The sequence below is a fragment of the Paenibacillus hemerocallicola genome (genome assembly GCF_006265175.1).
GTDB classification, from domain to species: domain Bacteria; phylum Bacillota; class Bacilli; order Paenibacillales; family NBRC-103111; genus Paenibacillus_AB; species Paenibacillus_AB hemerocallicola.
On the sequence record NZ_VDCQ01000024.1, the window covers coordinates 93426 to 117741 of the forward strand.

Annotated in this window: 16 protein-coding genes and 1 pseudogene; 16 read left to right on the forward strand and 1 reads right to left on the reverse strand. The window is 50.2% G+C overall.

Going from position 1 to position 24316, the window contains the following annotated elements; translation table 11 throughout:
• Positions 1-197: 197 nt before the first annotated feature.
• Positions 198-322 (reverse strand): annotated as a pseudogene (locus FE784_RS42875) (Tn3 family transposase); the annotation flags it as partial.
• Positions 323-677: 355 nt separating this feature from the next.
• Between FE784_RS42875 and FE784_RS18045 the strand changes: the two are divergent.
• The 16 genes from FE784_RS18045 to FE784_RS18110 all read left to right on the forward strand — a co-directional run bounded on the left by FE784_RS18045 (position 678) and on the right by FE784_RS18110 (position 24235).
• Positions 678-2027, forward strand: a complete 1350-nt coding sequence (locus tag FE784_RS18045; protein ID WP_139603625.1) for an extracellular solute-binding protein — start codon at positions 678-680, stop codon at positions 2025-2027.
• A 36-nt stretch (positions 2028-2063) separates the two neighbouring features.
• Entirely contained in the window at positions 2064-7481 is a 5418-nt protein-coding gene (locus FE784_RS18050; protein WP_139603626.1) for a carboxypeptidase regulatory-like domain-containing protein, read from the forward strand.
• A gap of 13 nt (positions 7482-7494) precedes the next feature.
• Positions 7495-11355 (forward strand): heparinase II/III domain-containing protein, encoded by a 3861-nt coding sequence (locus FE784_RS18055; RefSeq protein WP_176706331.1) that lies wholly within the window; start codon positions 7495-7497, stop codon positions 11353-11355.
• 662 nt (positions 11356-12017) lie between these two features.
• A complete protein-coding gene (locus FE784_RS18060; RefSeq protein ID WP_139603628.1) occupies positions 12018-12719 on the forward strand; it encodes a FadR/GntR family transcriptional regulator in 702 nt (233 codons plus the stop codon).
• Positions 12720-12848: 129 nt separating this feature from the next.
• Positions 12849-13001, forward strand: a complete 153-nt coding sequence (locus FE784_RS18065) for a GntR family transcriptional regulator (protein WP_139603629.1) — start codon at positions 12849-12851, stop codon at positions 12999-13001.
• Positions 13002-13033: 32 nt separating this feature from the next.
• Positions 13034-13174: a hypothetical protein gene (locus FE784_RS40950; RefSeq protein WP_176706332.1), complete on the forward strand. Its 141-nt coding sequence runs from the start codon at positions 13034-13036 to the stop codon at positions 13172-13174.
• Positions 13175-13622: 448 nt separating this feature from the next.
• Positions 13623-14528 (forward strand): dihydrodipicolinate synthase family protein, encoded by a 906-nt coding sequence (locus FE784_RS18070; RefSeq protein WP_139603630.1) that lies wholly within the window; start codon positions 13623-13625, stop codon positions 14526-14528.
• Positions 14525-16096, forward strand: a complete 1572-nt coding sequence (locus FE784_RS18075) for an FAD-dependent oxidoreductase (protein WP_139603631.1) — start codon at positions 14525-14527, stop codon at positions 16094-16096. The genes FE784_RS18070 and FE784_RS18075 overlap by 4 nt, the downstream gene beginning before the upstream one ends.
• A 91-nt stretch (positions 16097-16187) precedes the next feature.
• Complete coding sequence (locus FE784_RS18080) at positions 16188-17528, forward strand: ABC transporter substrate-binding protein (RefSeq protein WP_176706333.1); 1341 nt, start codon at positions 16188-16190, stop codon at positions 17526-17528.
• A complete protein-coding gene (locus tag FE784_RS18085) occupies positions 17525-18568 on the forward strand; it encodes an SGNH/GDSL hydrolase family protein (RefSeq protein ID WP_139603633.1) in 1044 nt (347 codons plus the stop codon). The genes FE784_RS18080 and FE784_RS18085 overlap by 4 nt, the downstream gene beginning before the upstream one ends.
• A gap of 16 nt (positions 18569-18584) precedes the next feature.
• A complete protein-coding gene (locus FE784_RS40955; RefSeq protein WP_176706334.1) occupies positions 18585-18743 on the forward strand; it encodes a hypothetical protein in 159 nt (52 codons plus the stop codon).
• Positions 18744-18841: 98 nt separating this feature from the next.
• Positions 18842-19519 (forward strand): FadR/GntR family transcriptional regulator, encoded by a 678-nt coding sequence (locus FE784_RS18090; RefSeq protein ID WP_139603634.1) that lies wholly within the window; start codon positions 18842-18844, stop codon positions 19517-19519.
• Between the two features lie 180 nt (positions 19520-19699).
• Complete coding sequence (locus FE784_RS18095) at positions 19700-20800, forward strand: sialidase family protein (RefSeq protein WP_139603635.1); 1101 nt, start codon at positions 19700-19702, stop codon at positions 20798-20800.
• A 74-nt stretch (positions 20801-20874) separates the two neighbouring features.
• On the forward strand, positions 20875-22488 hold the full coding sequence (locus FE784_RS41970; RefSeq protein WP_246132081.1) for a glycosyl hydrolase family 28-related protein: 1614 nt from the start codon (positions 20875-20877) through the stop codon (positions 22486-22488).
• A 62-nt stretch (positions 22489-22550) separates the two neighbouring features.
• Complete coding sequence (locus FE784_RS18105) at positions 22551-23234, forward strand: N-acetylmannosamine-6-phosphate 2-epimerase (protein WP_139603636.1); 684 nt, start codon at positions 22551-22553, stop codon at positions 23232-23234.
• A 17-nt stretch (positions 23235-23251) separates the two neighbouring features.
• Positions 23252-24235 (forward strand): ROK family protein, encoded by a 984-nt coding sequence (locus FE784_RS18110; RefSeq protein WP_139603637.1) that lies wholly within the window; start codon positions 23252-23254, stop codon positions 24233-24235.
• Positions 24236-24316: the final 81 nt, after the last annotated feature.

A 24316-nucleotide genomic window follows, 5' to 3' on the forward strand; every position in this document is an offset into this window, starting at 1 on the left:
GGGAACGGTCGATCTCAATACAGGCTTGCGAATGATGGCGGAAGAGACACAGAAAATAATAGACGAGCAGCCGAACCCGTGAAGCGATTGTTAGTGGGATGACATGTCGAGGGACAAGCACTTATATGCTAAGAAATCCACGTAAATCGCGGACTTTTTATTTTAAGGATATAGGTTCTTGTACACGGCTCAGGACAAGTATTGATGTACACCATGCAGTTTTGCAGGAGGTAAGCGACAACACGGCCAGCTCCTGATCCTCTAATCGGTTGGTGGCCATTTCTCTACTTTTGCCATAAAAGATCATGAAGGAACGCCCCGAATAGAGGCAGCAATAAGAGGCCGAACTTTCCTGTAATAAGGATTGATCGGCTTTTGCTGTATTGTTCAAGTCACTATTTCTCGAATGTATACCTTTTTTGCACCGACTCATAAAATAAAATAATTATATGTCACCGACTCATTATATAACAATTGACAACGCGTTTCGTTAAATTTACACTCAAATTGCACTAAAGTTCCATAATATAGATTGATGACTCATAAGTAATATTAATTTTATGAGTTGGATGGACATTTTAAAGGCGATTATGTGTGATGCCTCTCAAACATCCGGGAGGGGGGGGGAAACTTTAAGATCGTACTGCATGATAGGAAGACAAATCGAGGTGTAACAGATGCGGAATCGACCGACGAAAGTGCAGTTCCAGCAAAAAATCGAACATATAAAGGAATTGCTTCAACGTGCGATGATGGACGGAACTTATAAAGCCGGGCAGTTCCTACCATCAGAAAAGCAATTGGAGCGCATGTTCGGCGTTAGCAATTATGCACTGCGAGGCGCACTTGACCAACTGGATCAAGAGGGTTGGATCGAGAAAATCGCCAGCATTGGCAACAAGGTTGCTGCTCAGCGTCCCCCTGTCAAACTGATACTCGTATGTAATCCAGTTATGGAGAGGAACTTGCAGCTCTCGGGACTGCTGGAAGATTTTCATCGTTTATACCCGTGGATATCGATCCATACGGCTGAATTTGGAGGCCAGTACAATCCTAACAGGGAACATCACGATCTTGTCATGCTCGATAATGTGCAGTTTCAGCATGTCATCGAAACATACGGCACGAATGCGTTTGCGCCGCTGGATGTTAACACTCGCATGTATCGCAAAATCGAGCAGATGTTTTACTGCGATAATATCCAGCACATGCGTTCAATCGTGGTGTCGCCTCTTGTGCTGTGCTACAACAAGGCGCATTTTAGAGAGCTGGGCTTAGCTGAGCCTGATGGAAGCTGGACATGGGATGATTTGATTCAACACGCGGAAATGCTTTCTGACGGTAAAGGCCGCTACGGTTTTACATTTTTAATTCAATCGATGTATCGCTGGCCGTTATTTTTGCTGCAGAGCGGGGAACGTTTTGAGTGGGAAAATGGTCAAGTCCAATCCATTATGAATTCGAAGCTGCTGCAAAGCATTCATACATCCAAGAACATCCTGCATAATCGCAAAGCGGTGCCCTTGTATTTATCGGAAAGCAATTCGGATATTGATCGGATGTTTATAGAAGGCAAGCTATCGATGACGTTAAATACGTACATGGGTTTAAATTCATGGAATGATTCCAATGTCGAATACGATATAGCGCCTGTTCCGCACATTCATCAGATGAGTACGTTTGTCCTTGGGTTAGGGATCGGTGTAACGCGCGCTTCCTCACATTCGGAAGAAGCAAAGCTGTTTATTGAATACTGTGCCTCTGAACGCGCTCAGCAGCATATTTGGAATCAAACCTTAAGCGCTCCTGCGCTTGCAACGTTACAGCGCACATTGAATGACAAAGCGTTATACACGCCTTCGCGATATATGTTGTATCGTGAGACGCTAGGGACGTTTCATTCTTTAACTGAACTTAATATCCCGATATCCTCGTTTCAAAAATTGACCAATTTAATGAAGCAATATTGGGCAGAAATGCTGGACGAACAGCAGCTTTGTGAGCGGATCAGCCTTGAGATTATGTAACAGGTATTCGATCGATAACGAAAAGGAGTGAATGTGATGGGAAATTTATTAAAAAAATGGACTTCCAGCAGTATGTCCATCATTATCGCAGCATCAGTTGTAGCCGGCGTGCCGCTGCCCGTAAAAGCAGATCCTGTAGATCCGCAGCCGATTGCGCATCGATCAGACAAATGGGCGGTTATACCGGAATGGTCGGCAGATCCTGTCATTGATGGCCAACTGGACGAATCGATCTGGAGCAGTGCGGCGACCATCAATCAGTTTTCAACCTTTTATTACAACCAGCCTCCGACAGGCAGTGCCGAATACAAGCTTGCTTACAACGACGACACCCTTTATATCGGCGGAGAAATTTCACGAACGGAAGCAGACACGCTGCAAAATATTGTAGTGCTGCTAAGCCCCGCCGATGCAGTAACGGATGGCATTCGAGATTTTCAAGCGATTACGATTCCGTTAAGCACGGCACAGCAGCCAACACTCACGACGGTTTGGAATCCATCGCCTGATGTTAACAACTTATCCTCGGATGTTGGGAAAGTTGCGTTAACCGCTTATGACTTGCAGAAAGCGGTTACAACGAATTCCTTGATTATTGAAATGGCGATCCCATTGACGAGTATCGTCCCAACTGGCGTCCATGCCGGCGACGAATGGCGAATGAATATTATTCATGTTCAGAACTTATATACACAGCCATTCAGCTCGTGGGTCCCGATCCGCAACTCGGACCAATGGCATGAAGCAGGAACGACCGCTCGCGTGCGCGCCAGCGTGATCGATCAAGATCGGCTGGGAAGCATTTATTTTTCGCGTTTACCCTACTCGTTAGTTCCGTCCGGAAACAGTACGGTCCTATGGGATACCTATGCAACACATACCCTATTGGAATATGACGGGTTAACAACAAAGAAAATCATATTCAGCGCATCCGAATTGAGTGGAGTCGGTACGGGGAATTACTCGTCACTCACGTCTGCTGATGTTCAGCTCTATTGGAAAGCAGCGAAAGGTCAGTGGCAGCCGCTTAGTACGTTTACATTAACGAACAGTTCAGGCGATTATGAGCTGAGTTTTACACATCCCTTTCCTACAGTCCAAGGCATAACTAATTTGCAAGTGATTCTTAAACCCGCTTCCGCATCGGAACGAAGAGTGGCCGTCTTTACATTTGATCGCGAGGCCTATATCGATGCAGGCAATGCCTATTTCGAAGCGCAACATCCAACTTCGCCAGGAACGCCGACGAAAATCGTTTCGTGGAGCGCGGCATCGACAACCGTCAATAACATTATCAATATGATACCGCCACAGCCAGGATTTATTTTTGTCGGTTTGCCGGAAATGCCGGATTTATATCCAGGCAACCTGTATACATTAGCCCCGGATAATCAATCGATAATCGCTTCGCGAACATCGACCGTTTATCCAAACAGCACTTACCCGGAATCAAGCGCGCTTACACTAAAAAACGGCAAAGATGAAACGATTTCGATCCCGTATTATGAAGCGGGAGGGACGAAATATTTTATTACCGCGCATAAGTGGTATTTGCAGAAGAAAAAGGCAGTGACACAAATTTCAAGCATCGCAAACAGCGATCCGCTCGGTGCAGCAAGAATATTGTATGCGTTTGCACAGGCGTATGAGGGATACAACCCTACTGTGGACCGTGTAGCGGGCAGCAACCATGCCAATATTTCGTTCGATAAACGTTCCGGCCCTCCCTATGCGTATTGGGGCGGAATTTGGGACCGCTGGTGGTACAATGATCTGCCCACGATAAAGCCGCTGCTGCAAGCGTATACAAACCTGAAGCAATCGAATGCTTTCAGCGTGTTGTCCACAGAGCTAGGTTTTGACGCGGAGCAATATGTGGTGGACCGTATGATTATCCCGTCGACTGAATTTGTGCTGACCTACCCGGATTATTTAGGCAATATGTCATTCCAGCCTTGGGCGGGTTTAATCGAAGTGGGCAAGGCATTAAACAAACCGGACTACGTACATCGCGCTGTTGAACAGATCGACCGTATGGCATCGACGATGTTTTTGTCGGACGGCTATTGGCAGGAAGTAACGCAAAGCTATCATCTGCAGACGGTAAATGGAATGAAAGCCGTTACCGATGCGCTGAAAGGCTACAGCGACCCAATCGGTTACGTATCGCCGCGTACAGGGAAACGGTTTGATAATTTGGATATGGAAGAAGAGTATCCGATTATCGGCAAAGCAATTGAATACGGCAATAAATTGGTGTATCCCGATGGCAAATTGCTCCCGATTATGGATACTTGGGCAAATACCAGCGTATCTGCGCCCATTATTAATGACGGCTCGTTCCTGATGCCCGCGGCTCGAATCGCACGGCTTGTCGGCGGGGAAGGGAAAAGCCAGACTCAGCTGAACCTGGCCTTCCAGCCGAAATACGGTCACGTCCATAATGACCCGTTGAATCTGACGCTTTACGCGCAAGGGCAGGAGCTGCTGCCGGATCTGGGTTATACGCACAACTCGATATACCGTTACTTTGCGTTATCGACCATGAGTCACAATACAGTCGTTGTGAACAGCAGCAATATGAACGTCAATAGCACAGCCAAGCATGGCGGGAATGTTGAAACGTTTGTACCGGATAGCGGTTCCTTCCAGACGACTCGCGCCAGCTACGAAAGCGCCTATCCGGTAACGGATGAGTACAGCAGGGAACCGTGGTTTATACCATTTGCCGATGGTACTGGCGAGCAGGGCTATGTGCTTGACTTGTTCCGCGTGTCCGGCGGCAGCCGTCACGAGTACACGCTGCAAGGCGATGCGAACCGCGATGCGTATTTTGAAACCGACTTGACGCTGGACGATTACGGACCCTATTTATTGCCTCCGGGTACTACGGTCGTTCAGCCAACAACGAACAGCTCACCAGGTTCGGCAGAAGGGCATTATCCCGGCTACATTTATGTTCGTGATGTGAAGGAAGCGGAGCTCACAGGCGATCGCTATGACGTAACCCTCGTTACTGAAACAGCCGGTACGCCGGGAGCCAAGATGAATATTACCGGATTTTTGGAATCTGGCTCAAATGAGCTTTACCTGGGTCGTTCGCCTTCGCTTCGTTCGATTCGTTTGAACGGCTCGTCGATGGATAATAACGACGAGGTTGTGAAATACACGATGCCCAAGCTTGTGCTGCGTCGTGATGGAACCGATTTGAAGAGCACCTTTGTAACGGTAATGGAACCGTACCGCGGTGATGATTCGCGTTTGGAAGTCATCGAAAAGCTCGTTCCCACCTCGGCTCCGGAGGGCGCTGTTGCGGTAAAAGTGGTGTATGGCGACACGACGGATATTATGCTGAGCAATCCGAACCACCCTACGACGCCTCTCGTTGTCGGCGATATTACGCTTACGGGCGAGCTCGGCTTTATCCGCTTGATCGATGGTCAAGTGCGGGAGATGACCTTGCAGGGCGGAACGCTGCTTCAGAAGGGTGCTCAGCAGGTGACTTCGGCCGGCGTTAAAACAGGAACGATCGTAGAAACGAAGCGGCTCGCGGATGGCGATAGCTATAATGCGCTCGTAGTCGATACGAGTGTCGGCAGCGAAGCTGTCGGTCAATATGTGATCGTGACGCATCCGGACCAATCGACGATGGGTCTGGAAATCGGTCAAGTCATACCAAGCGGAAGCAACACCATTCTCGTGCTCGCCGAGCATGATCCCGGATTTACGATTACGAATACGGGCGATTCCTATCTAACGTATTATCCGGCCAAAGAGTGGACGGGGAATCATACGTTCAGCATCAAGGGGAACAGCAGAAGCACATTTACAGCCGGCACGCCGATCAGTGGCAGCAGTACGGTAACCGGATATGTGCGGGATGCGGACAATAACCCGTTATCGGGTGTAATGGTACACGTTGCAGGCTTAACCCATAATTCCGTCGTAACCGATACTTACGGACAATATACGTTGACGAATGTACCTGCCGGCGCGCAATATGTAACGGCGAACAGAGCGGATTATGTGTGGAGCACTTCCAGCAAGTTCACGGTTTCCGGCACGACAGCAGCACCGACTGTACATCTGACGAAGCCGCTTCCGCCGAAGCTTGAAAATGTGACGAAGTACGGTGTGCTGCTTGGCGATTCGATTGCTGCAACAAGCACGGGGGCTGGAGCAGCCCATCTGGTACCCGTAGGGACAGCAGGCAACAAGACTGCGATTGAAGCGGCCTCGCTGCTGAATGGCGCCCGGGTCACGATTAGCTCAGGCGTGCCGTTCACGATCCATACGTCTGGACTAACGGCTGGACGCTATATGTTATATGCGATTGGAGCTTCGGGGCTCGTATCGGAGGGCAAGCCGCTTGCCGTTCTTCCGGTCAATATGACCGCTATGGATAATTCAAGTCCGCTCATCACCTACGTCGGAAAATGGGATTCGTTCTCCAACTCCTTGTACAGCAATGGAACGATGATGCTTGGACGCGAGAAAGATGCAATCGCGCATATTCCGTTTTATGGGACGGCTGCACAGGTGATAGCAGACCGGCATACTGCGCGAGGCTTGATGAATGTGTATGTGGATGACGAATATGTAACGACGATCGATCTATATCGCAGTCCGATTCAGTATCAGCAAGCCGTATTCAGTACGGGGACGTTGGCAGAAGGCGTTCATAGGATTTCGTTGGAGGTTGTCGGCCAACGTTCGACAGGCTCGTCAGGGATTAACGTCTCGTTCGACGGACTCGGCATTACGCTGCCAGCTCCGTTTGAACTGTATGACGTGACGACAGGCGCAGTGACAGTTGGTCAACCGATCGCGGCAACGAGCGAGAAAACCGGAACGTTATATCTGGTACCCGAAGCGACTACGCCAAACTCAACTTCGATTATGGCTGCTGTATATGGCACGGGCGCTTCCGTTTCCGCTCTTGCGGATCAAAGTGTGACGCTATCGACGTATGGCTTATCAAGCGGATGGTATAAGGTGTATGGCATTGATACGTTCGGCCGAGTATCGGTCGGCTCCGCTCCGATTGCCGTCGTTCCGATTCAATCCGGAACGTACACGATTGATGATACGAATGCGATTGTCCACTATACGGGCGACTGGAGGAACTTCACGTCTACCTCATACTATGGCGGTACGATGAAGCTCGGATTTGAAAGTCAAGCCTATGTGGACATTCCGTTTTACGGAAGCTCGGCATCGCTCATAACGGATCGGCATACTGCTCGAGGCAAGGGCGATATTTATGTGGATGGCGTGTATGTCACGACGGTCGATTTTTATAAAAGCAGCCCGATCACCTACCAGCAAGTCACCTTTCATACAGGAGCGTTGCCGGAGGGAGCGCACGTCATACGGGTCGTGGCCAATTGGACCCGTCATGCAAGCTCGACGGGCTACACCGTTCCTTTCGATGCATTAAAGATTAATCCATAAAAGGGAAATGAGCATGAGAAAAAAAATACGGTTCTATACAGGAGCGACTTTATTAGTGCTTGGCGTACTAGGCGGAGTATTCGGGATATTGCTGAGTCATCAACCTCAACCAAGTGAAGGGACAGGGAAGGATACGGCTGGAGCTTTCCAGCCGATGTCCTCCAAATGGATCGTTGCAGCACGATCGAATGCGGTCCCGGTTATCGACGGAAAGCTGGATGAACCGATGTGGAGTCACGCGGTACAGCTCGATACGCTGCAGCAAGCTTTTTCCGCTAACCCATTACCGTATGAAGCCAATTACAAGCTCGCTTATGATGAGCAGCATGTATTTATTAGCGCCGAGATCGCGAAGGTTGGTGTCCAAGACCTGGATCGGGTCGAGCTGGCGTTCAAGCTTCCTTCTGTACGGAGCAGCAGCAATTCGACGTCAGCGGATGGCAACGAAAATGAGGAGCCGTACTTTTTAGTATCGATTCCTTTTATCGCAAAAGGCGATCCCGTTATCCAGACCATCTGGAATCCTGATCCGGACGTTGCGAATCTGTCTGCGGATCGTGGAAAGCGAATCGTATCCGGTGTGCAGTTTAAGCTGAATGAAACCGATAAAAACGTTGTACTGGAAGCTGCAGTGCCGTACAGCGAGATCGTGAAAGCCTCGAAGGATTCGATCGCAAGCCAGATCCATGAAGGCGATGAGTGGCGTTTTAACGTTATGCATGTTCATAAGCTGTATACGCAGCCGCTTGCCTCCTGGATCCCCGTTCGCAACTCGGATCAATGGCATGATTCAGGTGCAACCGCTCGTTACCGCGTCAACTTGATCGACCAGGACCGGCTTGGGTACATTTATTTTGGCAAAGCCAAACAAGCAGATCAGCAGGGAAGCCAGGCACAGCAGCCGGATAGCTTAATGGCTCAAAATACGACGATGGTTTACGACAGCTACACGAAAAAACGGCTTGTCACAACCGTTCAAGGCTCCAAGATTTCGCCTGAACAAATCGAGTTGTATTGGAAAGAACCGAACGGCAACCGCAAGCTGTTATCGAATGTAGCGTTACGATCTGCCCAAAAGGCAGGGCGCGATCAAGTTACGCTTGAGCTGGAATTTGTGCATCCATCGCCGTTGCATCCAGGTATTTACGAGCTTCAGCTCATCGTCCGGCAGAAGCAGCGCGCCATGGCGTTGTTTCAGATCGACCGGGAAACGATGATCGCTGCGGGCGAAAACTTGTTTAAAGCGCAGCTTGCTGCGGCAAATGCAAACGTGGTGAAAGATACAAGCACCCTGCGTGAGGTGGATTGGAAGGAGCCATCATCGACTGTTCAAAGCATTATGGATTTGATTCCACCGCAGCCTGGATTTCTATTTGTTGGTTTGCCGGAAATGCCTGAGTTGTATCCGACGAATTTATATCAGCTGAGCGCAGATGGGAAAAGCTTGGTCGCAACGAAAACAGGCACGAAATATCCGAACAGCCGGTTTCCCGAAAACAAAAAGCTGCAAGCGTATAACCGTAAGGGCGAGCTGGTAGAAATTCCGTATTATGAAGATGAGCAAGGCCAGCGTTTCTTCATCACGGCCCATATGTGGTATTTGCAAAAGTCCAAAGCGATCAGTCAGATGGCGGCACTGTATCCGCGTGATCCGCTTGGAGCCGCACAAATATTGCAGGCAATGGCTAAAGCGTATGAAGGCTATAACCCAACGGTTGATCGCGTAAGCGGCAGCAATCATGGAAATCTCATGTATGATTTTCGAGCCGGCCCGCCATATGCATATTGGGGAGGGATCTGGGATCGCTGGTGGTATAACGATTTGCCGAATATGGCAGGAATTTTTAATGCGTATGGTTACTTGAAGCAAACCAATGCGTTTGAGGTCATAAAGGCGCATACGGGCGAAGATGTGGAGAAGCAGATCGTTGACAACATGCTCAAGCCTTCGATTGAAATGATCCTGACGTATCCGGAATATTTGGGCAATATGTCGTTCCAACCGTGGAAAGGACTCATCGCTGCGGCGAAAATGTTGAAGGAGCCGGATTATATTCACCGCGTCATCGAGCTGATGGAGGCGATGGTGAATGGGATGTTCCTGTCAGACGGCTACTGGCAGGAAGTTACGCAAAGCTATCATTTGCAAACCGTTGCCGGTCTTAAGGCGGTAGCCGATCAATTAAACGGGTGGAGCGATCCGCCGGGCTACATCTCGCCGCGTACGGGTAAGCGATTTGATAAGCTTGTGATGAAAGATAAGTTCCCAAGCTATAACCGGGTGATGGAGATCGGAAAACGTCTCGCTTACCCGGACGGTCGAGCGCTGCCGGTTATGGATTCGTGGGCAGTCGATCGGGTAGCCGACGCGAAAACAGGAGGTCCTTCGTATGTATTGCCTGCTACTCGCATAGCTCGCTTGAACAGCGGCCAAGGTTTAAACCAAATGCAATTGTATTTGGGCTTCCAGCCGAAGTATGGCCATGTGCATTATGATTCGTTGAATATGACGCTGTTTGCGAAGGGTCAGGAGCTTTTGCCGGATCTCGGCTACACCCATAACAGCATGAATCGCTGGTTCGCCCTATCTACGATGTCGCATAACACCGTCGTCGTAAACAGCAGTAACTCATTGATCGGTTCAGATGCGAAGCATGGCGGAAGCATTCGTTCCTTCATACCAGGCAGCACATTCCAGACGATGCGAGTCGATTATGAGTCAGCGTATCAAGTGACCGACACGTACAGCCGTGAACCGTGGTTCGTTCCGTATGCCGATGGCAAAGGCGAAAGCGGTTATATGGTAGATTTGTTCCGTGTGTCCGGCGGGTCGAGACATGAATACACGCTGCAGGGCGATGCCAATGTCGATGCCGAATTCACGACCGGTCTGGAGCTAAGCGACTATGGACCGTATTTGCTGCCTCCGGGGACGAAGGTGGAGCTGCCGACGACGAATTCAAGCAGCGGCAGCGCAGAAGGTCAATATCCGGGCTACATTTATGTGCGCGATGTGAAGCAGGCGAACTTGAAGGACGATCAATACGAATTGACGATCAACACCTTCAATACAAATGCCGAAGCGGCAAAGCTGAACATTACAGGGCTGTTAGAGCCAGGAAGCAATGAGCTGTACCTCGGCCGGTCACCGTCTCTGCGATCGCTGCGGGTTAATGGCAAGCTGTACGATAACGATGACGAGGCAGACAAATACACGATGCCGAAACTGGTGCTCCGCCGAGACGGAACAAACTTGAAAAGCACGTTCGTTCATGTGATGGAGCCCTACAAGGATAAGCCTGCGCGGATTACAGAAACGTTACGGTTGCCGTTGAAAAACGCAATTGAAGGAGCGGTTGCGGTGCAGATCACGTATGGCGACACGACAGATATTATTATAAGCAATCCATACGCGCCCGATCAGCTGCTGGAAGCCGGCGACGTGAAGCTGCGCGGTGAACAAGGCTTTATTCGAATCGTCAACGGTAGCGTAAAAGAAATGAATGTAATCAATGGTGCTTTGCTCCAATGGAAAGACCAATCGCTTTCAGGTGAAGCAGCTATAGCGGGAACCGTTTCGGGTACGCAACGTGTTGCCAATGGCGATGAATATGATGCGATCGTTGTCGATCAAGATGTACCGGCTTCCGCAAAAGGAAAGTACGTGATCATTGAGCATCCGAGCGGTCCGACAACCGGCTTTGAAATCGGCGAAGTAGTCAAGAACAATGGCAAAACCGTACTGATCTTATCTGAGCATGATCCAGGCTTTTCGTTTAATGAGGATGGCACGAGCAAGCAAAACTATTATCCGCATTTCACATGGGACAGCAAGCATACGTTCAAGATTGCTTCTATTACGAAATCGCAATAAATTGAACAAGAACCAGTCGGGAAGCCCGAGCGAATCACCAGCTCTAAGGCGCATTGCGCCTAAGACCAGGCAGATTCCATCGGGCTTCTTTTCCACCTTCTTTGCGTTTCGATGTAAAACAGGATAAATCTGCAGCCGTGCAATGCTTAAGTCTTGGATAAAGGAAAACATTTAAGGTCTAGGAAGAGCGAATGATAACCCTGGTAGAAGATGAACCTGAGATTACGTGGGCCTTTACTAGAGAAAAAAATAAGGTTCTCTCATTAAGCTAACGGATACGATAGTGGAGGAGCTTGCTTGGTGGCAGCTTGTTATCATGAACTGTGACAAGATGTTAATCGTTTGGAAGGAATTAGTAATTCTTGATAGAATAAATATGAAGATGATCAGGTAATAAATTTGTACACATAAGTATTAAACAGTGGCTTCCATTTATTCACTTGATGAATACTCGAAAGCTATAACGAAAACAAGATCGCTACAGAAAAAAACAATATGATGATTAGATGGTAAGATTTTTGAAACTGAGGTACAGACTTTCCTTAACCCTCTCTTACTCGTTGCCTACTTGATTTTATATACCCGTGCCAATAAACTAACATATAGGCCAATGAGGACAGGATCATGCATGAAACAAGCCGGCCGCCCGGAGGAGCAGGAAAGTGGAGCAGATTATTAGCAACGACTATATGCTGAAAAATATGGCGTGTTATAAAATAAAAGATTACGTAGCCGCGAACCGACATAAGCCCGGAGACAAGCTGCCGACTGAAAGAGATTTGGCCTTGGCCTTGGGGGTGAGCCGTCCGGTCATCCGTGAAGCGCTCGGCACGTTGGAAGCGCTTGGCTACATAAACAAAAAGCGTGGAAAAGGAATATTCGTAAAAGAAGCCGACCTTTCTTCATTATTTCAAGAAATGCTGTTTTTGTGGAGCACTGTAGACAACCAGTCGGACAATCTTCTTGAATTCAGAATCATTCTCGAGCAGGCGGCGGTTGCGCATATCGTAGACCGGGCCGGGGCGGGAGATGTGGACTTGGAGAGGATATCCGGCATGGTCGATGAGGCGGAGCGTGCGTCGCTAGCGAAGAAAGAATTCGCGAAGCATGAATACAACTTTCATCGGGAGCTGCTCAGCATGACTGAGAACCCCATCTTCATGCAGTTGACCGATGTGATTCATAAATATTTCCAAATGGTGGAATTGAAAAATAAGGACAACGACAGTACGGACGGAGTAGAGGGAAGCATCCGGGATCATCGGGCGATCGTCGAAGTTTTGAAGAACAAAGATAAGAACGGTGCGGCCAACATGCTTCGGAGCCATCTATTGAAGCCGCTTGGAGCAAAGCCAGTTGAGTAGGGAGCACCAGAACATGCAGCAATTCCATTCAAGTCCCCCGGCAGAACGAAAAAATATGTTGAATTTAGTAATTCCATGTATTATATTAGGTAATACCATAGTATCTATGGAAGGAGGTGAGCGAAGCGCATGAACGCCTTGAACCGGAAATCGCTTTATGATACTGCGATAGAGAAAAGCAAGCAAGATATCATCGAGCACAATCTTCAGCCGGGTGATCCGTTTCCGAACATGAAGGAAATTATCGAGCTTCTTGGCGTAAGCCGAACCGTTGTCCGGTAAGCGTTGAAAGGCGTAGTCATCAGCAAGTTTTTTTGGAAGTTCGTCATAAACGGCTTTCCGCTTCAGGTGGCCGTATAACGCCGGACGATCATAGACGGATTACGCTGAGCATCAAGGAGCATGTTGTCGGGCAAGCGAAGGAGCATACGTTGAAGCATCTCAACAAGTTCTGAGCTATGATGGAATCGGAAGGAAATGTTGCTTAGCACGTTGCACCCGGTTTAGGATACGCTAACTGTTCCGGTTGCAGCCGATGCGGGCGGAGAAGGAATGGGATACACGCTATCCGTTCTATTAGGTATTACCATACTATATTAAAAAACTGAACTATCGCATCGATGGTTTAACAAATTAGGTAATACCATAGTATTTTTATGAGGGTGGAAACGGATTACCGCCAGCAGCGGCTTGCTCGCGTAGTGGAACCCGTTCCCGAATTTCCAGACACGGGTCCTTGCCAGCAACAACGGAGGACGCACGCCTTTAATAACCGACATCAACATAGACGACCGTCAAATGTGGAAGCGATTTTTTTACCTGGAGAAGCCGGCTGGCCCGACTGCCGATACGCAAAGTCGGCTTGACCGAATTTGAGGTTTTATAAAGAGAGGAGAATGGGTGTTGGAGACGAATAATAGCAACAAGCTGAGGGGCGTCATTTGCCCGATGGTAACGCCGCTCGACAAGCATGAGAATATCGATGAGACCGGAGTGCGCAATCTAGTTTCCCGGTTAATCGACAAGGGCGTGGACGGTATTTTTCTTCTCGGGAGCATGGGAGAATTTCCGATGATCGTGGAGGAGGAGAAGGCGAGGCTTATTCAAATTACCGTCGACGAGGCGAAGGGAAGGGTTCCCGTCTTGGCGAACGTATCCGCGGAAGGACCGCGGAAGACGGAGAGGATGATGCGGAAGGCGATAGACGCCGGCGCGGACCATGTCGTGCTCGTTCCCCCTTATTTCTATAACGTGCGGGACGAGAGAGAAATCAAACAGTATTACATATCGATGAGCAGAAATTCGGATAAACCGCTTGTCATCTATAATATCCCAGCGTATACGAACAATCCGATCCCGCCCGATATGGTAGTCGAATTAAGCGAAGAACCGAACATCGTCGGCATCAAAGCCGATCTGTTCGCGAACTTGCCCATGTTCAGACAGCTGAGAGGCCGAGACGATTTTGCCATCATGCACGGAAACGAAGGGACGCTCGACTTGGCGCTCGAAGTTGGAGCGGACGGGATTATCCCGGGCATTTCGAGTCTGGCCGTCGACCGTTGCGTCGAGCTGTACCGGAAAGCGAGGGAGGGCGACACCCGCGCCGCCGGCAAGCAGCAGTTGGAGCTTGCGAATATACAGGAAGCTGTATTCGGCAAGAAAGCCGCTCATTGGGGAACCGGGCATAAATATGCTCTTTCGCTTCTCGGGCTGTGTCAGCCGTTTGTAGCCACTACGCTGCTTCCGCTAGACGAGCGGCAAAAGGAACGGATCGCTGCAGCCGTATCGGAGTATGGATTATCATGATGACGGAATACACGGCACATATTGTCATTGTCGGAGGAAGCACGGGGGGCTGCGCCGCGGCGCTGGCCGCTGCGCGCATGGGGCAAAACGTAATCATCACCGAGGAAACGGGCTGGCTTGGAGGGCAATTGACGAGCCAAGCCGTTCCGCCCGACGAGCATTCGCATATCGAACAGTACGGTTGTACCCGCAGCTACAAGCGTTACCGCGACGGAGTCCGGGCTTATTACAACACTCATTTTCCGTTGACAGCAGAGGCGCGCGCCGACAGCCGCTTCAACCCCGGCAGCGCGTTCGTAAGCGCGATCAGTCACGATCCGAGAGTCGGCGTCGCGGTCATACAAGAGATGCTTGCTCCGTACGTGCATAGCGGACGAATCAGACTTATGATGCATTACCGGATCGTATCGGCCGAGGCGGACGGCGACCGGGTACTCTCGGTTACGGTCGAGCATGCTCCGTCGGGTGAGCGGGCGATCTTGACCGCCCCCTATTTTCTGGACGCGACCGATTGCGGCGATATGTTGCCGCTTGCCGGAATCGAATATGTGACCGGTGCGGAAAGCATCCGCCAAACCGGGGAACCGCACGCGCTCCCGGGAGATCCCGATCCGGCGGATATGCAGGCCATCACGTACTGCTTCGCGATGGACTATAAAGCCGGGGAGGACCATACGATCGACAGGCCGCGTGACTATTCCTTTTGGCGGGACCATTGTCCCGACATTTGGCCCGGCAAGCAGCTCAGCTGGGTCGCGCCGAATCCGCGGACGCTCGAGTCGCAGCAGTACACGTTGTTCCCAAAGGGCGATTTGTTCTCGTTATGGTTGTATCGCCGCTTGATTGCTAAAAGCAATTTCGCTCCGGGTACGTTTGAAAGCGATATCACCCTCGTCAATTGGCCGCAAAACGATTACTGGCTAGGTCCGGTCATCGACGTAAGCGAGGAACGGAAGCTCGCGAACTTGGACGCGGCCAAGCAGCTAAGCCTTTCGCTGCTGTATTGGATGCAGACGGAGGCGCCCACGCACGACGGCAAGACCGGTTATCCGGGCTTGCGCCTGCGCAAAGATGTCGTCGGTACGCAAGACGGATTGGCGATGGCGCCGTATATCCGCGAATCACGCCGCATCCGGGCGGAATTTACGGTAATCGAGAACCATTTGAACCCGCAGTTCAGGAAAAACGGTCGTTCCGAGTCGTATTTCGATTCGGTCGGGATCGGCCATTATGCGATCGATCTGCATCCGAGCACAGGCAACAGAACGTTTATCGACGTGCCGAGCATGCCGTTTCAAATTCCGCTCGGAAGCCTGATCCCGGTCCGGATGAACAATGTGCTCCCGGCATGCAAAAATATAGGAGTTACGCATATTACGAACGGATGCTATAGGCTCCATCCGGTGGAATGGAATATCGGAGAAGCGGCCGGAGCTTTGGCGGCATTTTGCATGCAGAAAGGGTATTCCCCGCGGCAAGTCCGAAACGACCCGGATAAGCTTGAATCGTTCCAGCAGCTTCTTCTGCGCGAAGGAGTGGAATTGCAATGGCCGACATCCTCTACATGATCGGCAGTCCCCGGCACGGAATGGGTTTTATTTGGTGAATCGGCTTAAGAGACCGGACTTTATACGATATATGAATAAGGGAGGCAAAAAAATGGCTGGAAAGAATCGTATGCTTTTGTTCACGATCGGATGCACGATGCTTCTGTTGTCTGCCTGCGGAGGCGGTTCCACGACCAAAACGGATGATCCGGGTGCCGCCGGGAAGGAAGCCCCTTTAACCCCAGAGGCGGAAGCCGCGCGTGTGGCGAACAGCAAGCTGGAGCTTTCGTTCCTATATCCTCCGTCGGGTACCGAGGAACTGTTCATGGCGCGGTTCGGAGAACAAATCAAGAAGAAATTTCCGCAATATACGCTGAAATTCATACCCAGACAGTCGGACAATTACTCCGGATTGCTTGCCAGCAAAGAGCCGATCGATATTGTAATCGTCTCTCTTAATAACACGGGGACGTATTTGACGGATATTGGGCTGGAGAGCGACATTAGCGATTTGATCAAAAAGTACAATTATGATTTATCGAGGATCGAGCCTTCGCTGATTGATATACAAAGACGGATTGCGAATGGCGGTATTTATGGCCTGCCTCTTGGTACCGGTGCAATGGTCTTTCTTTACAACAAGGACTTGTTCGACAAATTCGGCGTCTCGTACCCGCGTGACGGTATGACCTGGGATGAGGTGTATGACCTCACTCGCAGAATGACCCGTACCGATGGCGGTATCAACTATAAAGGAATGGTATTCGGATTTGCTTCCGTGATCCGCAGCAACCAGCTGTCCGCTCCTTATTTTGACTCGAAGACGGGAAAAGCGATGTTCACGGATCATAACTTCGTTCAGACATTCACGAATGTTGCAAGATTTTATAAAATCCCGGGAATGGAAATCCCGAATAACAAGTACAGCGATCAAGCGGATCAATTTTTAAAGGATCAGACTGTTGCGATGATGATCAATACGGGAGGGATGGTAGCGCGAACGGCAGAAGCGCTGAAAAACTGGGATATCGCGAGTTTACCGACGCTTCAAGAGAAACCGGGCTTGGGCATGCAAGCGGGTCCCGATTATTTGTATATTACAAACAGAAGCGCGCAAAGGGACGCAGCCTTCCAGGTGCTTACCTATATAGCTTCGGATGAATACCAGGAATGGATGGCCCGAGATTTGGCATTCGTACCGGCGTTGAAGGATTCGAAGAAGGCTATGCAAAGCTTTGGAGCGGGTCTGCAGGGTATTCAGGGCAAAAATGTTCAGGCAATCATCTCTCAACCGTATGCTCCCCTGACCTTGGCCTCGCCGTTTACCGCTAATGCCAACAGCGAGATGAACAATGCGCTCAACGCCTTCAGTGCGGGAAAAGACGTCAATACGGCGCTTAGAGAGGCGGCCGAGCGTATCGATAAACTGGTCGAACAGGGGATGAAGAAATGAACGCCTCCGAATTAACCGTAACATGGCATTCTCCTGCCAATCCGCCATTTCGCATCAACGGCTTCGCCTGGTACGGGGAGGAGGGCAAATACCGCAGATTGCCGCAAACTCCGCGCGTCGCCATTCCTCCGGTCGTGGACAAATTCGCGAATTGTACGTCGGGAGGGCAAATCCGGTTCCGGACCGAATCGTCGAGCCTTGCTTTGAGAGTCAAATTATGCGGATTGGCCGATTTGAACCACATGCCCGCGACGAGCCAATGCGGCTTCGACTGTTATATCGATATCGGGGAGAGCCGTTTGTTTCACAGCTCGTCCCGCTATGATCATACGAAGCGGGATTACGAAATCGTCATGTATGAGAAAATGGAACGCCGGCTTCGCGACGTGACTTTGTACTTCCCGCTTTATCAAGGAGTGGAGGAGGTTAGCATCGGGCTGGATCGGGACGGAATCGTAGCGGAGCCGGCGGATTATGCGAGCGATAAGCGAGTAGTCGTGTACGGCACTTCGATTACGCAGGGTGCAAGCGCGGCGCGTCCGGGGATGTCCTATACGAATATTCTCAGCCGGAGAATTCCGCTCGAGTTTATCAATTTGGGGTTCTCCGCGAGCGGACGCGGGGAGCCGGAGGTGGCGATGCTCGTCGCCGATATTCCGAAACCCGCCTGTCTCGTGCTCGATTACGAGGCGAACTGTCCGCGTCCGGAGCATTTGGAGAAAACGCTGCCCGAATTTATTCGGATTTACCGGGAAGCCCATCCAGCCGTGCCGATTCTCGTATTATCCAAAATCCGCTACGCGCGCGAGCTGTTCGACGACGCGCTGCTGAACAAGCGGCTGAGCATGCAGGCGATCCAGCGTGAAACGGTCGAGCGGTTGAACCGGCACGGAGATCGGAAGGTGTTTTTTTATGACGGCTCCGGACTGCTGGGCGAGCATTTTCACGAATGTACGGTTGACGGCGTCCATCCGACCGATCTTGGCTTCATGCGGATTGCCGACGGTTTGAACCCGGTGCTGCAAAAGCTGCTTGAATAGGAGAGAGGAAACGGTTATGTTTAGAAGCCGCGATAAGGATCATCCGTGCGTAATACGGCTGAAACCCGGCCTGCAAGCCGATGTTCCGATGCTCTCCGAAGAGCTCCAGCTGGAGCGCGTTTGGGTGAAGGGGCGCGAGATGCAGCATCGGGGCGGGAATGGGCAATCGCAATAAGCAAGCCGATGCTGTCGCAGAAAAATAGGGTTGACTTTCTTAATCTATTCCATTAACTTGGTAATACCATAGTATATAAGAGGAGGTGGAAAGGGCTAATGGATATGCTGGTTCGGAAGTCGCTGAAGGACGTTGCGATGGAACAAATAAAACAGTACATCATGGAACATAATCTGCAGGCAGGAGATCCTTTTTTGAACGAGAAGGAGATTATCAATCTGCTTGGGGTTAGCCGAACGGTAGTCCGTGAAGCATTGAAATCACTGGAGACAATCGGGATCTTGAAGCTGAAACCCGGGGACGGCATTTTCGTCAGCGATGCTTCTTTGGGGCCGATCATGGATCAGTTCTACTTTCGATGGTTCGGCAATCAGCAGAAAATGCTGGAATTGCAGGAAATCCGTTTAATCCTCGAGACTTCGGCTGTTGAGCTTGTTATATTAAGAGCGGAACCGGGCATGCTGGCAGAATTGGACAGATGGAACGATCAGATGGAGCAAGCGATCCGTAATGCTGAGCCGATTATCGATATAGATATCGGATTCCATCGTACGCTGTTTAAATTAACAGGCAACGAGGCATTTTACGAAATGAGCGAGGTCATCAGCAAATTTTTTACGGAAGTCCGTAAAAAGCGACTTTCCTCCTCCGCGAATGGTCACACGACACTGGAGGACCACAAACTAATCACTCAGATGATTAAGGAGAAAAATATAACCCAAGCGAAAATGTGCATGATGATGCATCTGAATAAGTCTAGAGCATTGAAAGAGTAATGTAGTTATTTCAGTTAGCCAATGCCATGCTGCGCATGAAGCTCGGTATCGGAGACATTGTAATTTTTTGCGGTTAAAGCTGCCAAAAGAGTACATTTCGCAATTAGGTAATACCATACTATATTAGATATTCGGTTTATGTGCAATAGAGCCGATTTCGAGGGAGTGACTTTTGGGAATATGGAGAAGAAGGGGAAAATCGTCTTGGATTTGGGGCCGTCAGTGGAGAACCCTCGAAATAGCGAGGGAGCCTTCATAGACCTGAAGGATGGCCGCATCATGTTCGTATACAGCCGCTTTATAGGACAATCGAATGCCGACGATGCGCCTTCGTGTATTACTTGCCGGTATTCAAGCGACGGAGGCGATACTTGGTCGGACGATACGATTATTGCCAAGGCCGAGGAGCATGAAGCGCACAACATTATGAGCGTGTCCTTGCAACGCATGATGAACGGGGATATCGGATTGTTTTACTTTGTTCGTAAGGCGAGAAATAACGGAAGGCTCCATCTGAGACGTTCCGGGGACGAAGGAATCACATGGAGCGAAGCCCGCTGCTGCATACCCGGACTCGGTTATTACGTGACGAATAACGACAGGGTCGTCAGACTGACCGGCGGTCGATTGATCATTCCGACTTCTTTTCACAAGATGGCCGGGGAAGTGGCCGACTATAACGTACCGAATTACAAAAATGATTCGAGAGGCATCGCTCACTATTTCTTATCCGACGATGACGGCCTGACCTGGAGAGAAGCGCAATCATTCTGTGCCCTTCACGCTCCTCATTCGAAAACGGGATTGCAAGAGCCGGGGGTCATCGAGTTGGGAAATGGCGTGTTATGGTCATGGGCCAGAACGGACATGGGCTTTCAGTACGAGATGTTCTCTATGGATCAGGGTGAAACATGGAGCCAAGCCGTTCCATCGCAATTTTCTTCGCCTCGTTCGCCTCTATCCATGAAAAGAATGCCTCACAATGGACATCTGCTCGCCGTTTGGAATCCGATACCGAATTACCAGAGTCGGGTAATCGGTAAAAAAACGGGAGGACGAACACCCTTGATAGGCAGTGTAAGCGCAGACGACGGGCGAACCTGGGGAGCGTTTTTCTATTTGGAGACGGAGGAGGACAGAGGAGGTTACTGTTACACAGCCATTCATTTTGTCGGAGATGCCGTTATGCTGGCTTATTGCGCGGGAGTGCCGGAGGATGGAAGTCTCTTGGCCAGGCTGAGGATCAGGAAAGTCCGCTTGTCTGAAATTGCAATTCCCTAACCGGTGCGATCGCTGTTTCTACGGATGCAGACGGTGACGGGGCCATTAATCGAGTATCTAGGAGGAATCGGTCTATGGAACGCAAGCTCAGCAGAAGAAATGTATTGGCGTTGGGAGCGGCAGGCGCTGTCGCAGTAACAGGGACTTTGTTAAGTAAAGGAAACGCGCTGGGAAGCAGTGTGACGGAGAGCGTATACGGCGATTGCGATGCTATCGAAAACGCAGGATGCATTCGAGAAATTGCCGAAGAGGTCGTGCAGGAATATACGCAGCCATTTACTACACAATTGGCCGACATGCAGAAGAGATTAGGGTTAGTAGTTAATGTGAAAGATTTTGGCGCTGCCGGTGATGGGGTAACCGATGATACAGCAGCTCTTCAGAGCGCCTTTAATCATCTGGCAACTCTCCCAACCAATAATAGGAAAGTGTTGTACATACCATCCGGGAAGTATTTGTTTACGTCAATAGTTGCCAATGTATCTGTGCTGACAGTGAAAGCAGACGGTTTTTACGGTGTGACATTGGCTTGTACGGATACGACTTCTACTCCGGCCATTCATATCAAAGGGGCATCGTGGCAGTTTGACGGCATTAACCTTGAAGGGGTTGAAGGCGATGTAGTCGGTATGGGGAAAACAGGAATCCTCTTCAAACGGGATGTAGGGAAATACCCTGACATTGATAGTGAGTTCCTCAACTGTAGAATTAATAATTTCAACATTGGTGTCGAGTTTTGGGGCAGAGGTTTGAAAATGCAAGGATGCTTAATGGCGAATAATGGCTATTGCGTCAACCTGGAATGGATGAATGTAGGGGATTACTTGCCTGCTAAGGACCCTAATAACCCGACTCAACAAGACATAACAGGTTTCCGGCATTACAGCTTTATTGGTTGCCGGTTCCATTCGGAAGTAAACGGAGCCATTAAAAACACGGGTGTTAACGCTTCCAAGATTAACGGAATTGTGGTTGTGGGCTGCAACATGGACATCGGAAAGGTCTTGTGGACAGGTGTGCTTAGGGATGCCCTCCTGGCTTCCAACAGCATCACCCAGACCCCGTATAATGCATTTGATCTGCATAGCGGTTCGAGGGACTACTTGATTGCCGATACCATCATCGCAGGCGAAACGTTGTCGGAACCCGACCGAACACCTGTCAACTTTATCATCATCCGCGGAAATCATCAGAATGGGGTATTCCGAAATCTGCTGTTGAAAAATTGCCGGCAGCACGGGATTAACGTTCGGAACGATGGGGTTTCTACGAATATGGTGTTTGAGAATATTACTTTCGTAGAACCTTGTTTAACCGGCGGGGCTTACAACCCCATCACATTCGTAGGTCCGAGTCATACTGCAGTTGTCCGCAACATTACCTTCCAGCGCACAGGCGCACTAAGCGGAGTCATAAAAACTACAGATGCTGCTGCTGATATTCAAGTGGATGGGGTTTATAAGTTTGGAAATGCTACTCCAACCATGACAGGAGCAGGAACCAAAAATGTGAAACGATTCCACGTGCTCGATGGATTTGACCGTATTGATTTAGTAGGTTCTGGTTCTCCGGAAGGGGTTGTATCCGCTTATGTTGGGTCTACTTTTAGACGAATGGATGGGGGAGCAGGGACCACCTTTTATGTGAAAGAATCAGGGTCAGATAACACAGGATGGGTTGCTAAATAACAGGGGATGTCCATGAACGATACAGTGATGCGATATGTCGTAAGGGTCAAGGAGAACAAATAATGAAACCAGGAAAGGGTCTTCAAAATCGCGGGCTTATCGTATCGTGCCAGGCGCTGGAGGACGAACCGCTTCATGGCGGAGATACGATGACGAAGATGGCAATAGCCGCCGAACTGGCCGGGGCGGTCGGCATTCGCGCGAACGGGGTTCATGATATTCGCTCTATTAAGCAAGCGGTGAAGGTGCCGGTTATCGGCTTGATCAAAAGACACATTCCCGGTTCAGCCATCTTTATTACGCCAACGCTCGAAGAGGTGCATGACATCATCGCAGCGGGAGCCGATGTAGTGGCGCTCGATGTCACCGACCGGGAAGGGAGACTGGACCGCGCCGCCGAACTCATTCAAGCCGCTCATGCGGCGGGGGTATCCGTTATGGCCGACGTTTCCACATTCGAGGAAGGTGTCGCAGCCGCCGGACTTGGCGCCGATTACATCGGTACGACTTTATCGGGATATACGCCATACAGCGCGAAGTCTGAAAGTCCCGATCTATATCTTGTTCGCAAATTGAGCGAGGCTGCTAAAGCGCCTATCATTTCCGAAGGACGAATATGGACACCGGGCGAGGCGGCTATGGCTATGGAGGCGGGGGCGGCATTTGTGGTCGTCGGAAGCGCCATTACCCGTCCGCAGCTTATTGCAGCGCGTTATGCAGCGGCCGTTCATCCCTTTAAGGTCTAAGGACAGGAGGCTATTGAATGTGCCAAATCGTGCATGACCCGGATTCGATTTATGCGATAGGCGTCGATATCGGCGGGACGAAAGTTAATGCCGGCTTGATCCGGGAAAACGGCGAGATCGTATGGAATTGCAGGGTAGAGACGTTAGCAGGTCAAGCAAACCCCGCCGATCGAGCGATCGACGCGATCACAAACGTTCTGAAGTTTTTGGATCATAACGGTATAGAGCCGCGTCTGAAAGGAATCGGCGTCGGCAGTTCAGGCCAAATCGAGTGGAGGACAGGAAGTATCCTGTTCGGCACTGAGCTTATACCGGGTTACGTCGGAACTCCATTGAAGCAAATGCTGAAAGACGCTTTCGGGCTTCCAGTCTTGGTGGATAATGATGTCAATGTGCTGTGTCTGACCGAAAAGGTACTCGGCACGGGGCGAGATGCTAATCATTTATTATGCTTGGCTCTCGGCACAGGAGTCGGTGGGGCCTTGATGATCAATGGCCGGATATACCACGGCGCTTGGGGGGGAGCTGCGGAGGCCGGCCATATGTCGGTCGATTTTAAAGGGTTGCCTTGTTTGTGTGGCGGGGCAGGTTGTCTCGAGCAATATGCGTCCGGAACGGGGATTGCCGCGCGGATGCGTCGAAGGCTGTCGGAGCAAGGCGTCCCGGATAAGGGGATCACGGCAAGAGACGTAATTGCCCTCTGGCAGGCAGGCGACCGGATCGCTACGGAAATAATGGATGAAACGTTTGCAGCTTTGGGAACGGCCCTAGCATCGCTTATTCATATGTTCAACCCGGAGGTTGTCATTATTGGAGGCGGCGTTACGGAGGCTGGAGAGATGTTCATCAACCGCGTTCGTGAAGAGGTTCGCAAGAAGACGATGCGATCGTTCTTGAAGGGACTGCGTATTGAACCGACCTTCCAGGGGAATTTAAGCGGAATGATTGGCGCCGCTCTGCAAGTGTGGGAGTACGATACTTGCGATCATCGGAAAATGTAGGGTGTATGTTGTATTTTAAGAAAAACCGTCAGGGAAGTTTTGAAGTTGCCCCTGTCAAGTAGACATTGAAGAAGAACCGTC